The 15,610-nt window shown below is 38.9% G+C and carries 12 protein-coding genes; 8 read left to right on the top strand and 4 right to left on the bottom strand.

Going from position 1 to position 15,610, the window contains the following annotated elements; all coding sequences use genetic code 11:
- The first annotated feature begins 5 nt into the window (after window positions 1-5).
- The gene (locus ACFSTH_RS03630; protein ID WP_377769556.1) at window positions 6-1,187 is read left to right on the top strand and encodes a GNAT family N-acetyltransferase; all 1,182 of its coding nucleotides are present in this window, start codon (window positions 6-8) and stop codon (window positions 1,185-1,187) included.
- Between the two features lie 119 nt (window positions 1,188-1,306).
- Here ACFSTH_RS03630 and ACFSTH_RS03625 read toward each other — a convergent pair whose 3' ends face one another.
- Window positions 1,307-2,152: a polysaccharide deacetylase family protein gene (locus ACFSTH_RS03625; RefSeq protein ID WP_377769557.1), complete on the bottom strand. Its 846-nt coding sequence runs from the start codon at window positions 2,150-2,152 to the stop codon at window positions 1,307-1,309.
- Between the two features lie 51 nt (window positions 2,153-2,203).
- Window positions 2,204-3,037 (bottom strand): AraC family transcriptional regulator, encoded by an 834-nt coding sequence (locus tag ACFSTH_RS03620; protein ID WP_377769558.1) that lies wholly within the window; start codon window positions 3,035-3,037, stop codon window positions 2,204-2,206.
- Between the two features lie 141 nt (window positions 3,038-3,178).
- Between ACFSTH_RS03620 and ACFSTH_RS03615 the strand changes: the two genes are divergently transcribed.
- From ACFSTH_RS03615 to ACFSTH_RS03585, 7 genes are all read left to right on the top strand, one after another.
- Window positions 3,179-5,236: a beta-galactosidase gene (locus ACFSTH_RS03615; protein WP_377769654.1), complete on the top strand. Its 2,058-nt coding sequence runs from the start codon at window positions 3,179-3,181 to the stop codon at window positions 5,234-5,236.
- 235 nt (window positions 5,237-5,471) lie between these two features.
- The gene (locus ACFSTH_RS03610; RefSeq protein ID WP_377769559.1) at window positions 5,472-6,503 is read left to right on the top strand and encodes a LacI family DNA-binding transcriptional regulator; all 1,032 of its coding nucleotides are present in this window, start codon (window positions 5,472-5,474) and stop codon (window positions 6,501-6,503) included.
- Between the two features lie 93 nt (window positions 6,504-6,596).
- Window positions 6,597-8,078, top strand: coding sequence for a Na+/H+ antiporter NhaC (gene nhaC, locus ACFSTH_RS03605; protein ID WP_377769560.1), 1,482 nt, complete (start codon window positions 6,597-6,599; stop codon window positions 8,076-8,078).
- Window positions 8,079-8,133: 55 nt separating this feature from the next.
- Complete coding sequence (locus tag ACFSTH_RS03600) at window positions 8,134-9,315, top strand: trans-sulfuration enzyme family protein (RefSeq protein WP_377769561.1); 1,182 nt, start codon at window positions 8,134-8,136, stop codon at window positions 9,313-9,315.
- Between the two features lie 158 nt (window positions 9,316-9,473).
- Window positions 9,474-9,884 (top strand): MarR family winged helix-turn-helix transcriptional regulator, encoded by a 411-nt coding sequence (locus tag ACFSTH_RS03595; RefSeq protein WP_377769655.1) that lies wholly within the window; start codon window positions 9,474-9,476, stop codon window positions 9,882-9,884.
- Window positions 9,885-9,913: 29 nt separating this feature from the next.
- Entirely contained in the window at window positions 9,914-10,873 is a 960-nt protein-coding gene (locus tag ACFSTH_RS03590; RefSeq protein WP_377769562.1) for a ring-cleaving dioxygenase, read from the top strand.
- A gap of 22 nt (window positions 10,874-10,895) precedes the next feature.
- Window positions 10,896-11,504, top strand: coding sequence for an alpha/beta hydrolase (locus tag ACFSTH_RS03585; protein WP_377769563.1), 609 nt, complete (start codon window positions 10,896-10,898; stop codon window positions 11,502-11,504).
- Window positions 11,505-11,922: 418 nt separating this feature from the next.
- Here ACFSTH_RS03585 and ACFSTH_RS03580 read toward each other — a convergent pair whose 3' ends face one another.
- On the bottom strand, window positions 11,923-14,667 hold the full coding sequence (locus ACFSTH_RS03580) for a beta-galactosidase (RefSeq protein WP_377769564.1): 2,745 nt from the start codon (window positions 14,665-14,667) through the stop codon (window positions 11,923-11,925).
- A 219-nt stretch (window positions 14,668-14,886) separates the two neighbouring features.
- Window positions 14,887-15,495 (bottom strand): TetR/AcrR family transcriptional regulator, encoded by a 609-nt coding sequence (locus ACFSTH_RS03575; RefSeq protein WP_377769565.1) that lies wholly within the window; start codon window positions 15,493-15,495, stop codon window positions 14,887-14,889.
- Window positions 15,496-15,610: the final 115 nt, after the last annotated feature.

Raw genomic sequence — 15,610 nt, 5'->3', positions numbered from 1 at the left:
GAGCGATGGAATATGAAATAATTCATTTACCAAAAGAAAAATGGAAGGGAACGGTTATTCCGTTAAAGTATACAACAGATACGTACTATGATGTATGTGTCGATAAAACAGAAAATGGTTATGGTATAGCAATTGAAAAGCAGGCTTTTTTAGAACCAATTACTTATGCATCAGAGGCAGATGATTCTGAAGATAAGTTATATGGAGATCATTGGGAGAATGCTTATGCTTGGGGTGTGCTAGTGAATGGGGAGCTAATTGCTGCAATAGAAACGGATCAAGAGTTGTGGTCCAATCGGCTTAGAATTACGGAACTTTGGGTGGCGGAACCCTATCAAAAGCAAGGTATAGGTCATGCGTTATTGGAAGTGGCAAAGGAACAAGCAAGAAGAGAACGACGAAGAGCAATTATACTAGAAACACAATCGTGTAACGTCAATGCCGTTGATTTTTATGAGCATGAAGGTTTTCGCTTAATAGGGATGGATACGTGCTGTTACAACAATAATGATTTAGAAAGAAAAGAAGTAAGGTTAGAATTTGGATGGTTTTTAGAAGAAAAACAGCAACTAAGCAGAGATTGGATTGATATTCGTAAGGAAACAGAGTCGGATTGGTATAATGTTGAGTTAATAACGCAGCATGCATTTTGGAATAAATATCAACCGGGATGTGTGGAACATTACCTTGTACATCATTTACGTCAACATGAAGATTATTTGCCAGCGTTAAGTAGAGTGGCGGTAAAAGATGGGGAAATCATCGGGTGTGTGATGTATACAAAGTCACAAGTCGTTGATGGGCTAAGTACGCATGAAGTGATAACCTTCGGTCCGCTTTGTGTCGAGCCTAAATGGCAAGGTTGTGGTGTTGGTGAGTTGTTAATAAAAGAAACAATGAAATTAGCTGCAAGTGAGGGATATAAAGGGGTTATCATTTTCGGGGAAGCAGATTATTATCCGAAGTTTGGATTTAAAACATGCGATCACTTTAATATTACTACTGCGGATGGTAAAAACTTTGCTGCATTTATGGGAATGGAGTTAGTGGAAGGTAGTATGCAAGGTATTCAGGGGAAATTTTATGAATCTAACGTTTTTTCCCAGCTTTCAAAGGAAGCGGTGGAAGCATATAATGAGAATTTTCCGCCATTACAAAAATTGCAATTTCCGGGACAATGGAGTTAATTGCTTCTAAAGTACGTGTATACGGTTATGTAAAGGAGACGCTTCGCATACGCAATGTTTATTGCTTATAGCGAAAGTCTCCTTTTCTTTTGATTAGTTAAAGATGAACTACATCTAGGTTAACCTTTGGGCATATCCAATAGCTCAGGAATCGTTACGAATGTCATACCCCGTTCTTTGATTTTAGCGATTATGTCAGATAATGCATCCACTGTTCCTTGTAAATCTTGCCCTACACCACCAGCAGAGTGTTGTAATATAATCGAGCCGGGATGGACTTTTGTCAAAATATTTTTAGATACTTCTGCTGCATTTATTTGCTTCCAGTCTAAGGAATCTACGTTCCAGTTTACTACTCGTTTATGTTGACTTGCTAACCATTTTATTTGTTCCTCTGTAATATTACCGTATGGTGGTCGTAAAAAGCTCGGTTTATATCCAGTAAAGCGTTGAATTACTTTATCTGTTTTTAATATTTCCTTTTGAAACTGTTTGTCTTTTAAAGTGGCATAATTCGGATGGGAATAGGAATGGTTGCCTATAATATGACCATTCTCGATAATGCGTTGTACGACATCAGGATGAGCTTCCATACGATTTCCGACGAGAAAAAAAGTTGCTTTTACTCCTTCTTTTTGCAAAATATCAAGTACTTGCGGTGTGAAATATTCATCGGGACCATCGTCGAACGTTAGGGCAACTTCCGTTTTGGCAGATGGTGCGTTCAATATAAACGTACTTGGATATTTGGCACGTAATTGAGACAGTGTCATCGGATCGCTTTTGCGATGTTCGATTTCGGGACCACCATTTAGTAATGGAGTTGCTTGTTCAGATAACGGCTGTACCGATTGACTTTGCATATTTGGTGTCGATGAAGGGGTTGGTTGCTCCTGCTGACTAGACATGGCACAGCCACTTACAACGATGAGAAGTAGTAACGGTAAAATCCAACGACGTATCATATATACCTCCTACAGATTTTTGTTACTATAGTCTTCGTTATTTGCTGTAAGTTATACGTTTTTACTAATAAATAATTGACGGTAAGCGTCTGGAGTCATTCCTTCTTTTTGCCGAAAGGTGGCTACAAAATGGCTAGTATCACGGAATCCTACCGCTTCACCAATTTGGCGTACGGTCCAATCTGGGTGGGCAGGCAGCCATTCTTTAGCTTTGCGTAGCCGTAATTGTAATAAATAAGCGTAGGCAGTTTGACCAAATAGCTGTCGAAAACGTTCATTTAACTGACGTTGGCTTATATCTAACTGAGTAGCCATTTGTGCCAGCGTAATATCTGGGTTGGAAAATTCTGATTCTAGCCATAGTAACAAATTATGCATCCGTTCTAATCGATTGATCATCGATGGACGGTTGTAAGTATGTGCGTTCGTACGAAGCAACGTTAAAAAACGGTATAATTCAGCAGAATACTGCCATCCGGAAGGATCAGTTCGTGTTTCGGCAAAGGAAAGTAAATCGTATAGTTGTTTTGTAATCGCATCGTTGTTTGCTTCCCAATTAAATCGTTCAGCATTGCTCCAGCCAAGTGTTTGGATCAAACTAACAGCAATATTACCGTGAAACGTCATGTATGCTGTTTTCCAAACAGAGCCTTTCATAAAGTATTGATGGGGGATAGATGGTGCTAGCAGTACTCCTGATTGAGGAGTCATTTTCCATACTTTTCGGTTAATAATTAAGTCGCCTTCTCCTTCTATCGTTTGTAGCCAATGATAATATGGGTAACCATCCGGGCGATTGATGGACTCTTGTTCTGGGTTTATTCCAATTGTTTCAAGTTGTAAAGGAAGTAATTCAGATGGGTGAGCTGGAACTACTCTGCGCATGCATTAAACCTCCATTTTATTATACACAAATGCAAAAATATTATATTGAATAGGATAATTATAAGCCATACTATTAATAATAAGGATAGATTGTTTTAAGAAACAGTGACATTTTATTATACTTGAATAGGATGTGTAATGATGATTAATAGTAAACTTCCAAAAATTTGGTATGGTGGAGATTATAATCCAGATCAATGGGAAAAGCATGTATGGGATGAAGATATTCGAATGTTCAAACTGGCAGGCATTGATTTGGCGACGCTGAATGTATTTGGTTGGTCGAAAAATCAGCCGAATGAAGAAACATATGATTTTGGTTGGCTAGATGAAATGATGGATAAATTGCATGCAGAAGGAATTGGCGTTTGTTTGGGAACAAGTACAGCGGCTCATCCGGCGTGGATGGCTCGCAAATATCCGGACGTACTGCAAGTCGATTTTTACGGGCGACAACGAAAGTTTGGTGGCAGACACAACTCATGCCCTAACAGTCCAACTTATCGCAAGTACGCACCGTTAATGGCTGAAAAGTTAGCTGAGCGTTACAAAGATCACCCAGCGCTACTTATTTGGCACATAAACAATGAGTACGGTGGTGCAGGGAACTGCTATTGTGATCATTGTGAAGCTGCATTTCGAGTATGGTTACAAAAGAGATATGGTACTTTGGCAGAACTGAATAAAGCGTGGAATACAGGTTTTTGGGGACATGTTTTCCACGATTGGGAAGATATTGTGTTGCCAAGTGGAATAAGTGAAGAATGGGAAGGCGAGAACGGTAGAACACGAACGAACTATCAAGGGATTTCGCTCGATTATCTACGTTTTCATTCCGATAGTTTGTTGGAATGTTATCAGTTAGAATACGCTGCTGTAAGAAAGCATACACCAGATATTCCGATTACAACGAATATGATGGGCGCATTCAAAAAGTTAGACTATCACAAGTGGGCAAAACATATTGATGTTATTTCGTGGGATAACTATCCGACCATTGATACGCCTTATAGTTACACGGCGATGATGCACGATTTGATGCGGGGATTGAAAGATGGACAGCCAGTTATGCTGATGGAACAAACGCCTAGCCAACAAAACTGGCAACCATATAATTCACTAAAGCGTCCGGGAGTTATGCGTTTATGGAGTTATCAAGCTGTTGCTCGTGGAGCAGATACAGTCTTGTTTTTCCAACTACGACGTTCCGTCGGTGCTTGCGAAAAATATCATGGTGCAGTTATTGAACATGTCGGTCATGAACATACGAGAGTGTTTGAGGAAAGTGCACAACTTGGTGCCGAACTACAGAAGCTTGGAGATACGTTAATCGATGCGACCGTTCCGGCAAAAGTAGCGATCTTATTTGATTGGGAAAATTGGTGGGCAGTAGAGCTGTCTAGTGGACCTACAATTGCGCTGGAGTATGTGAACGAAGTACACAAATATTACGATGCGCTATATCGACAAGGAATAGCTGTAGATGTTGTCAGTGTGGAAACAGAGCTAAGTAATTATGACCTTGTTATTGCTCCTGTTATGTATATGGTGAAGCCTGGTGTTGCTCAAAAACTGGAACAGTATGTAGCTGCGGGTGGTCATTTTATTACGACATTCTTTAGTGGCATTGTCAATGAAAGTGATATTGTACAGTTAGGTGGCTATCCTGGCGAATTACGAAACTTGCTAGGTATTTGGGCAGAGGAAATCGATGCCTTGTTGCCATCGCAAACGAATCGAATGATTATGACAGAGCGGGATGAAAATTGGAAAGAAGCATATGAGTGTGGACTACTGTGCGATCTTATTCATTCCGAAGGAGCAGAAATTTTAGCTGTATATGGCGATGATTTCTATGAAGGCAGACCTGCACTAACTCGTAACAAGTTTGGTTCTGGTACGGCATGGTATTTGGCTACTAGCCCAGAAGCTGCGTTTCTAGAAGATTGGTTACAACAACTATGTGCTCAGATTGGAATTGAACCATTACTTCCATCGTTACCTACTGGAATTGAAGTAGTTATTCGAGAAAAAGATAGTAATCAATATTTGTTTGTAATGAATCATAATGCAGCAGATGTTACGGTTGATTTGGGTAAACGAAGTGGCGTTGAGCTGATAACGAATCGGTCGTTGAACAAGGAAAATGAAGTGCTGGCTGGACGAGATGTTTGGATTATTAAACAAGCAGTGAAATAAAACAATAAATAAGGTCTAATGAAAATAAAGCTATATTAGAGTGAACGTTGAAGCCTGTTTCCGAAATTAGGAAATGGGCTTTTTAGTTTGCTACGTTGTTTAAAGGATGGTAAAATGATTTAAGTAAAATTATTTTGTTTACTTAATATTTATTGTTTACTATGGTTGTTTTTCGTGATCGTTCAATAAGGTCATTGTAAATAGTTTCATTCTAGGATAAATGGAGGAGTTATAGATGGCTAGTATTCGTGATGTGGCTAAGAAGGCTAATATTTCAATTGGGGCTGTATCGAGGTTTCTTAATAATGATCCAACATTATCGATTTCTGATGAAGCGAAAGAAAGGATCAGAAGAGCGGTTGTAGCGTTGAATTATGAGAAAACCGACAAAACTCGAAAGAAAAGAAGTGTATCATCACTGGCAATAATAACTGCGGTTAGCCCGGAGATGGAAATTGATGATCCTTATTTTCGTAATATTAGAGCGGGAATCGAGGAAGAAGCTAAACGGCATAAAGTTGCTTGTAATCGCAAGTTTAGTTTGTTTGAAGGGATCGATCAAGTAGAACAACTGTCAAGCTTAGGGGCAATTATTATATTAGGTAATGCTTCGAGTGAAGCGATAGAACAAATTAAGCAAGTAAATGAGAACATTGTTTTATTAGACAATTATAACGTGAGCATAGGGCTAGACACGGTTTATGCAGATTTTGAGTTGGCGACGAAAGAGAGTTTGGCATATTTGTATGAGAGAGGTCATCGTAATATTGCATTTATTGGTGGCAATCGTTTTGAGTATGGACTAGATGGAAAACGAGAAGTTAAGCGTGACGATATACGTCATGTTACTTATGTAAACTGGATGAAACAAAAAGGATTAGAACAGTATTGTAGTGCGGAAATAGGAGATTGGACTCCTCAAGAAGGAATGCGACTTGTAGAAGAAATACTGGATGGAAATAACAGACCAACGGCGATACTAGTAGGCAGTGATCCGATGGCGGTTGGTGTTTATCATGGCATTCAGAAACGAGAATTAACAATTGGTAACGATATATCGATTCTTAGTTTTGATGATATAGAAATCGCCAGGTTTTTAACGCCTGAGTTGTCTACTTCGCATATAGATACCCGTGAATTGGGGAGAATAGGGGTAAGATTAGCAGCGGAAAGAATAAGCGATGTGCGGACTATTCCAATTAAAGTTATAATTCCCACAAAATTAATAGAAAGAGAAAGTGTAAAAAGGCTTGACATTACAGATTAGTAAACAGTAAATTGAATTTAAAGTTTACTAATATTGTTTAATTGAAAGTTTACTTTCTCGGCCGAAATGTAAGCGGAATTATGATGAGGTGAAATGATGGTAAAAGAAAAAAGGCAAATAACATTTTTTCATATTATTATGCCTGTTATAGCGCTGGTAGTCATTATTTTGTTTGGATTAGTAGTACAACCGTTATGGTTAACTCCGGGCACATCGATGCCGCTGGAACTGATATTTTTGCTTGCTTCCATTGTCAGTGTTTCGATGTTGTTCTACTTGCGTTATTCTTGGTCTGAAATACAAACTGCAATGGTGGAAAAAATAAAGAGTGGATTACCTTCTATTTTTATTTTATTTAGCATCGGGATATTGATTGGTAGTTGGGTGATATCTGGAACGATACCGATGATGATTTATTACGGTATCTATTTAATTGTTCCAAGTATGATTTATTTAGTAGGTTTTATCGTGCCGGGAATCTTTTCGATTATGACTGGGACATCGTGGGGTTCTGTTGGTACAATCGGCGTTGTATTGTTTGGGATTGGTGAATTAATTGATGCTAATATGCCACTATTGGCAGGTGCTATAGTTGCGGGAGCTTATTTTGGTGATAAGATGTCGCCATTGTCTGATACGACTAACGTAGCATCGATGGCAACTGGGGTAGATATTTATCAGCATATTCGCTCGATGCTCTATACAACAGGACCATCAGCAATTATTGCAGCAATATTGTATTTTGTGATGGGATTTGTATTTCCGCCAGCAATTACTGATATTGGAGTAAATGCTGATATTGAAACGACAATACGTTCATTGAATGAAATATTCCATTTTAATATATTGTTGTTGATTCCTCCTATTATCGTGTTGTATGGTGCTATTCGTAAAAAACCAACTGCACCAGTAATTATATTATCATCTGTTGTTGCTGCTATTTTGGGTGTTACGGTACAGCAGTTTTCACTCGATTCTTTAGTAGCAACCTTAATAAATGGCTTCAATGTGGATATGGTCACATGGGTAAGTGATGTACCGGATAATATTATTCGGTTGCTCACTCGTGGAGGGTTATATCAATTAATTTCAGCAATTACTATTTGTATTATGGCGTTTATATTTATCGGTACATTAGATATTACTAATTCTTTATCGATAGTAGTAAATCGGATTACTCGTTTCTTAAAAACAAGAAGTCAAACCATTATCGCTGCACTATTCTCTACATCTGTAGTTAACGCACTAACATCTAATCAGTTTGCTACTAGTTTTATTATCGCTGGAGCTTATGAAAGTAAGTTTGCAGAAAAGAAAATTCCGAAAAAAGTATTATCTAGAACGATTGAAGATGGCGGAACGATGATTGAAAACGTAATTCCATGGACTACAACTGGGGTGTTTATGTCCACAACGTTAGGTATTTCGGTATTAACGTATGCTCCATGGCAGTTTTTAGTTTGGATTAACTTTATTGTAGCGATTGTACTGGCGATTACAGGTAAAGGTTGCTTCTATCATGAAATAGATGAAACAGACGAAAAAAGTAAGATGGATGTAGTTACTGTGAAGTAATTCATTGTCGGACACGGATATTGAGTTGGATGGCAGAGTAAGGGGATGGAGATAATTGAAAAAAGAAACTACAGAGATAATGCACTATGGAGAGAAACCAGCACAGTACAAAGGAGCAGTAATTCCGCCAATTTTTCAAAATACATTGTTTACCTTTGAAGATTGGGATGCAATTGATCGAGCGTATGATTACCCGGAAGAAAACTATATTTATTCTCGGGGAAATAATCCGACAGCTACAGTTGTAGAGGAAAAACTAGCGCAGCTTGCGCATGGAGAGAAGGCAAAGTTGTTTGCGTCCGGTATGGCTGCTATATCGGCAGCAATGCTTCATTTTTCTAAAGCAAATGGACATATTATTGCAATTAAAAATAGTTATGGACCAGCGAAAAATTTTATTGAACAATTTCTTGTGGCGAAAATGGGCATGACTGTTACGTATGTCTCTGGCAAAGACGTTGCTGAGTTTGCAGATGCGCTACAAGCAGAAACATGTATTATTTATTTGGAAAGTCCATCCAGCGTTATTTTCAGTTTGCAAGATTTAGCGGCTGTTGCTACGTTGGCAAAACAACACCATGTTAAAACAATTATTGATAACACATGGGCAACACCGATATTTCAAAAGCCTTTAACATTAGGAATTGATTTGGAAGTACATTCTTGCACGAAATATATTGGTGGTCACAGTGATGTTGTCGCGGGCGTAATGATTGGAAGTAAAGTTGATTTGGATCAGATTTTTCATCAAGAACATGCTTTACTTGGTGGGAAAATTGCTCCGTTTGAAGCATGGTTATTGTTACGTAGTTTACGAACATTACCTTTACGAATGAATCAATTTCAAAAAAATGGAATGAAAGTTGCGCAGTATTTAGAAGCTCATCCGAAAATAGCAAAAGTGTATTATCCAGGATTAGCTAGTTTTGAACAAGCGGAGTTAGCTAACAAACAAATGAGTGGTTTTTCGAGTCTTATGTCCGTTGAATTGCAGACAGATAGTATTGAGCAAATAAAACGATTTGTCAATAAATTAGAAATATTCCAGATAGGTGTCAGTTGGGGTGGTTTCGAAAGCTTGGTGTACGTTCCCGCGATTAGTTATATGAAAGAAATGTCTGTTGAAGCGATTGCTGACGCTGGCATATCGTTACGAAATATTCGAATAGCAATCGGGCTAGAAGATGCTGATGATTTGATTACAGATTTAGAACAGGCACTAAATGTTGTAGAGTAAATGGAGTAATGCAATAGTATAGATAGTAATGTAAGGAAGCTTCGGAGAAACTATATCTGGAGCTTCTTTTTTGATGAGTTGACATATCATCAGTTTACATGTAAACTGATGATACAAACAGAAACAAACAACAGTAAAAGATAAGGAGGTGAGGCTTGATGAGGAAAAAATCGCTTCGATTAGATTTGCTCATTTGGTATCGATTATCTCGGTTTTATAATCATAGTGTTCGGTTGTCTAACCAACATTTGAAGCAATGGGAGCTTACTGTAGCGCAATTCGACGTACTCGTGCAAGTAGGAACAGAGGATCGAATGACGCAGCAACAATTAGGTGAGAAGTTATTAGTGACCAAAGGTAATATAACGAAGCTACTGCAAAAAATGGAGGAAACAAGTCTCATCCAAAGAGAGCAAGAGTGGAAAACGAAATATATATCGCTTACCGAAAAGGGGAAGCAATTATTCGCAAAAGTAGTGCCAGCACAAGAACAATTTCAAGCTAGTCAATTTGATTCGTTATCGGTGGAAGAGAAGAAGCAACTCGTCAACTTGTTAAAAAAAATATAAAAAAAGAAGATATATAGGGAGGAATTATCATGTACTTTACAGGTATTCACCACGTATCAGCTATTACTGCTCAAGCAACAAACAATTTGGATTTCTATAGAAGAATTCTTGGGTTACGGTTAGTGAAAAAAACAGTTAATCAAGATGAGCCATCGATGTATCATTTGTTTTTTGGAGATGAGCGAGGCAATCCAGGTACAGAACTGACGTTTTTTGAAATTCCACGTGCAGGTCAAACGAGACGAGGTAATGATAGTATTTCTTTGACTTCATTAAGAGTAGCGACCGATGCAGCATTAGACTATTGGCAAGATCGCTTTACACAATTGGAAGTGCCACATGGAACGATTAAGGAACGTGCTGGTCGTCAAACACTTTCTTTTGAAGATTTTGAAGGGCAACGTTTAATGCTCGTATCTGATGAAGCTAATGTTGGCGTAGCAGGCGGTGTCGCATGGGATGGATCGGATGTACCAACGGAGCATGGAATTATCGGGCTTGGTCCAGTAAAATTGACGGTATTCAAAATCGAAAGAACGATACAGTTTATGACACAAGTATTAGGATTTCGCCAAAAAGGAACGTATCTATCGGATGAAGCGGGCCAACCAGATATCATTGTGCTAGAAACTGGAGAAGGTGGATCAGGAGCTGAAATCCATTTGGAGCATCGCACCGATCTGCCACAAGAACGACCAGGACGAGGTAGTGTTCATCATGTGGCGCTACGAGTGAATAATGAAGAAGAGTTGAATAACTGGGTAGACTTTTTGAATGACAAAGGGATTTCTAATTCTGGTTATATTGATCGTTACTACTTCCGTTCTGTTTATTTGAAAGATCCGAATAACATTACAATTGAATTAGCTACGGATGGTCCAGGTTTTGATACAGACGAAGAGTTAGCTCATTTGGGTGAATCACTTGCTTTACCGCCATTTTTGGAGCAACATCGTGCAACAATTGAAGCTAATTTGCAACCACTATAATAGAAGGAGGGAGCCAAGTGTCATGAAACATCTATACGAACAAGCAGATGCGGCACAGGGAACGTTCGTCTTATTGCATGGTACGGGCGGGAATGAAACAAGTTTGTTAGCGATTGCTCGTGATTTAGCACCAGATAGAAATATGTTAGGTATCCGGGGAGAAGTCGAAGAAAACGGAATGCCGAGATATTTTAGACGGTTGAGTGAAGGTGTTTTTGATATGGAAGATTTACGCTTTCGGACGAAACAATTAGCTGACTTTATTCGAGAAGCAGCGGAGAAGTATCAGTTTTCATTAGATACAACTTACTTGGTCGGTTATTCCAATGGTGCTAACATTGCAGCGAATATGATGCTACAGGAATCGAACTTTGTGCAAGGAGCCATACTGTTACATCCGATGGTACCTTCTCGAGAGAAAAATGATCTTTCATTAAAAGGGAAACAAGTATTTATCTCCGCTGGAACGCTTGATCCTCTAGTAGCTAATGAAGAAGTCGAAGAGTTGTATCATATCATGCAACAGAAGCAGGCAACGGTTCATCTACATTGGGAAGAAAATGGTCATGGCGTATCACGCTCAGAAATTGAAGCAGCTAAAAATTGGCTTGTCCATCATATGAATGGCTAAATGCAACGATATGTAATTGTAGAAACCACTTTTAAAAACCCAATTTTGTACGATACTTCGAACAAAGCTTGTGCGCAACGGTCTGTCTATGCCCTTTTACACGAAGAATCGTATAAAGCATTCGTTCCACGAGTCTGCCGACGTCTTTTTATACTAAAAATCGTATAAAGCGGTCATTCCACGCGTTTATCCAAGACCGTTTATACGATTTATCGTACAAACCTTCTCTCGTTGCGTCATGTCATCTGCACATACTCTTGAATGTTATGGTTTTAACCTAAGAGAATGTAAAAGAAGTGAAAAGGGGCGTCCAGAAGTCAGTTTTCTCTGATTTTCTGGACACCCCTCACTTGTTTGTGTCTAACAAACGGTAAATGCAATAATCAAATAGTAACTCACACCGCTAATCTATTGCTCGCTACTTAATTTCGCCCCAAACGTTGGTTGATTGACGATCGTAAACGAACTGAATAGCTGTAGGTTGTTTACCAGTTTCGTCAAACAAAATTAGCTCATTTTCATCACGTAACCAGCTTACCGGTACTTTATAATCTTCTTGTGGTCCTACTTGCCAGTAACGTCCTAAATCAATACCGTTCAGCAATAGTCTTCCTTTGCTCAGTCCGTTCAAACGCAATTTAAAACCAGGCTTACAATTAGCAGCAATCGCAGGTTTAGCGAATGTCGTACGGAACCATGTAGGCGATACGCTGGAAGTATCATTTACTGCTAGTGTATTGTTAATTTGTTGTGGTGTTGCAATTGGTGTCATCGTTACTTCCGTTAGTGCGTGATCTGTATGGTAAAGATGGATATCTAGACGATATAATGGCGTTTTAAAGATGGACATCGTAATCGTGTTTTCGCCATCGACCAAATAATCGGAAATATCTACTACATGATAGTGGAACCATTCTTCATAGCGTGGCATCTCGACAGTTTTGCCATTGATAATTAGCGTACCACCGATTCCACCTACAATTACAGCTTTGTTAAAGGCGCTATCTTTTGTAAATGTACGTGTCAGCAATGTGCTTTCGGCAATATCGACAACTTCGTCTAGTTGAACAGTAGCCGCTCCTAGTTCCGCTGGTAGTTGCCAGTTGCTACGCATATCAATAGTAGCTCCATCGCGATAGATTGCTCCAGACAAACCTTTCACTTCCCCTTGGAATGGAGAGAAGTTCAAACTACCCATATGTTGAATTAAAATTTGAAGTTTGTTATCTCCACTTGCAAGCTGAACGGGTATGCTAGCTGCACCAACTTGTGTAATTAGCAATTGTTCTACACCATTTAGGTATACGCGAGCTGTATCACCAAGTGCTGGTAAAATAATTTCGCTAGCTGCTGCTTGCTCGTTAGGAATGGAATATTCATAGAGCAAGTAACCGAACGGATGTCCACACTTCGAGAAGGTAACAGCTTCTTCTACTTTTGTTTTTTCGATTTGATCAAATGAAAGTGTTTCTGTTGTCCAATTGTTAAACGTTGGATAGTCTAGTGAGAAAGGTTCTGCAACAAAAGCATCTGCCAATAGATCAGCTTTACCAAAGCCAAGTAGCATCGGTTTAATATTAGTTAAAGTACGAACGCCATATAGTGAACCATCTGGTCTTATTTCTACTTCTTCATAACCAATCGCATACTGCCCTTTATCGATACGCCATGTATGTTCGGCAACGTCTGCATTGATAACAACTAAACGTAGTGTTTTCCCGCCAACTGTAATATGAACTACTTGTGGCTGCTCAAAGTGATGGAAATCAAATTGTACCGATCTTCCATCTGCACTTACTTTGTGACGCAACGTTAACTGCTCTTGAATAGTCATTGCTTCATTAGCTTCCAATTGTACGAAGGAACGTTGTCCACGATCGTGAGAAATAATAATCGTATGAACACCATCCATTTCTTCATTACCGCTAATAAACGTGTTCGTGGTAAACTGTAGTCCATCCCAAACGTTAAGTCGATCAACTAAAGGCATAATTTGACCTGGTTTAACTGTAATAGGAATTGTTCTTCCACTACTTAATGTAACGTGGAACGTTTCGCGTTCTTCTTTAAGACTTTCCACGAACCACAATTTTTGCTCGCCATTTTGTCTACCGCGAATCGAACAATTTTTGCTCAATTTGACATCGTGGGTTGTAATAGGATCTGCTTCCAGTAGCATTTTTTGCATTGCCAAAGAGAATAATGAAATAGTTTTTGCCGCAGCATACTTTTCATTGGAACGTCCGTACTCGGAAAGCGTTGCATCATAGTCATAAGAAGTAACCATAAAAATATCACTATTAGCAATCGTTCGTCCACCATAACTACCGAAGTTTGTACCACCATAGAACATATAGTGGCTAATACCGGTAAACCCAGCTTGCAGTGTTTCCATCATTCTACGCTCATACAAGTTGGCAGTTTTGTGCGTAGCTGCAGGTGCGCCCCAATGTTCGAACCAACCTGTCCAAAACTCGGTAACGATTTTCGGATAATTTGGTTGTTTTGTAACAAGCTTTTCGAAATGCTCATCGGCATTAGACCAGAAGTTTGCACCTTCGATTGTACCTTCAACTCCACCAACACATGTAATTAGAGGAACATCAATGCCGCGATTAATCATACCGTCACGCAAGTAAACCATATAATCATGCGCCGTTTCATCGTCGTACAAATAGCCATACTCATTTTCTACTTGTACTAAAATAACGTTGCCGCCTTTAGAAATTTGACGTTCACGAAGAATAGGAATGAGTTTATCGAAATAGCGATCGACATACTTTAAGAAATTTGCGTCTAAGGAACGATAAGTCATTGGCTCACGTTCTTGTAGCCACCATGGGAAACCGCCAAAATCCCACTCGGCACAAATAAATGGTCCTGGTCTTGCCATAACTAACAAGTCAAGCTCCGCACACAGATCAATAAATGCGCCACAATCATTGTCGCCGCTAAAATCCCATTGACCTTCTTCAGGTTCGTGTACGTTCCAAGCGAAGTAAGTATCAATCACGTTCATACCTGCCATTTTTGCTTTCATCAAAACATCGCGCCATTCTTCTTTTGGCATACGGAAGTAATGGATGGAAGCGCTGTTAACAAACATGCGCTCACCGTTAATAACGTAACTATGACGATCATAAGTAACAGGATTTGTTGCCATTAGTTTCAGCTCCTAAAAACAATATTTTATTAGTTCATCATCTGTAATTGCATAAATGTGAAACCTATTTCATGAAACGGGTTTCACATTACGGAATAATGTCTCACTCACATTATAGGTATGGAGTACGATTGGTGTCAACCGCGTTTTTAATAATTCAAAAGATGTCTACATGTTTTCCATATTGTTACCGGATGGATATGACGAACAAGGAAGCCGTTAACTTGATACACTTCCTTGTTTGTAATGTTTTGCTTGTACGGTTGCTGGATGTATACGAATGAGCTGATATAACTGTTGCTGCATATATTCTGGTGTATGTTTAAAGTCATTTTCTATCCAATGAAATAATAGACCTGCCAAAGCGCTTGTTGAATAAATTTGTAGCAGTTTATGATCGAGTTTATGACCGGTATAGACAAGTTCATTGGAAGTTAACTGGAGTAACGTTTGCATCATATTGCTTTTCAATTGTTCTCTATAGTCACTTTGAAATAAAATCCGGTAGGACTCTTTCTGACTATAGAAATGATCGAAAACACTAATCGATTGAATAGGCATTTCTTGAACAGCAAATACGTCAACATCTTTGTAAGGTGCCCGAAAAGCTGTTATAAATCCTTGCATTAGATCAGCTATTAGTTCTTCCATTAACGCTTCTTTATCATAGTAATGAGCATAGAACGTTCCACGGTTATAATTGGCTGTTCGAACGATATCGGTAATGGTAATCGAATCGAACTTTTTAACTTTTAGTAGTGACAAAATGGCATCTTTAAATGCAGATCGGCTTCGTACAATTCGCTTATCTAATGTTGTTGGATTCATGGATAGTGCCTCCTTATTAATTGTGGTGAAGTGACGGAGATCTAAGCAAATGTGCGGTATATTAAGAAAGTGACAGTGAGATATCATACAGTCAAAGAAGATATGTATAATAACG

The organism is Paenibacillus yanchengensis, assembly GCF_042684845.1.
GTDB lineage: Bacteria > Bacillota > Bacilli > Paenibacillales > Paenibacillaceae > Pristimantibacillus > Pristimantibacillus yanchengensis.
This window is presented reverse-complemented; position numbering and strand designations above follow the sequence as displayed.

Coding starts and splice junctions, on each gene's coding strand:
- ACFSTH_RS03630 (WP_377769556.1), top strand. CDS start 6: ATGGAATATGAAATAATTCATTTACCAAAAGAAAAATGGAAGGGAACG.
- ACFSTH_RS03625 (WP_377769557.1), bottom strand. CDS start 2,152: ATGATACGTCGTTGGATTTTACCGTTACTACTTCTCATCGTTGTAAGT.
- ACFSTH_RS03620 (WP_377769558.1), bottom strand. CDS start 3,037: ATGCGCAGAGTAGTTCCAGCTCACCCATCTGAATTACTTCCTTTACAA.
- ACFSTH_RS03615 (WP_377769654.1), top strand. CDS start 3,179: ATGATTAATAGTAAACTTCCAAAAATTTGGTATGGTGGAGATTATAAT.
- ACFSTH_RS03610 (WP_377769559.1), top strand. CDS start 5,472: ATGGCTAGTATTCGTGATGTGGCTAAGAAGGCTAATATTTCAATTGGG.
- nhaC (WP_377769560.1), top strand. CDS start 6,597: ATGATGGTAAAAGAAAAAAGGCAAATAACATTTTTTCATATTATTATG.
- ACFSTH_RS03595 (WP_377769655.1), top strand. CDS start 9,474: ATGAGGAAAAAATCGCTTCGATTAGATTTGCTCATTTGGTATCGATTA.
- ACFSTH_RS03590 (WP_377769562.1), top strand. CDS start 9,914: ATGTACTTTACAGGTATTCACCACGTATCAGCTATTACTGCTCAAGCA.
- ACFSTH_RS03585 (WP_377769563.1), top strand. CDS start 10,896: ATGAAACATCTATACGAACAAGCAGATGCGGCACAGGGAACGTTCGTC.
- ACFSTH_RS03580 (WP_377769564.1), bottom strand. CDS start 14,667: ATGGCAACAAATCCTGTTACTTATGATCGTCATAGTTACGTTATTAAC.
- ACFSTH_RS03575 (WP_377769565.1), bottom strand. CDS start 15,495: ATGAATCCAACAACATTAGATAAGCGAATTGTACGAAGCCGATCTGCA.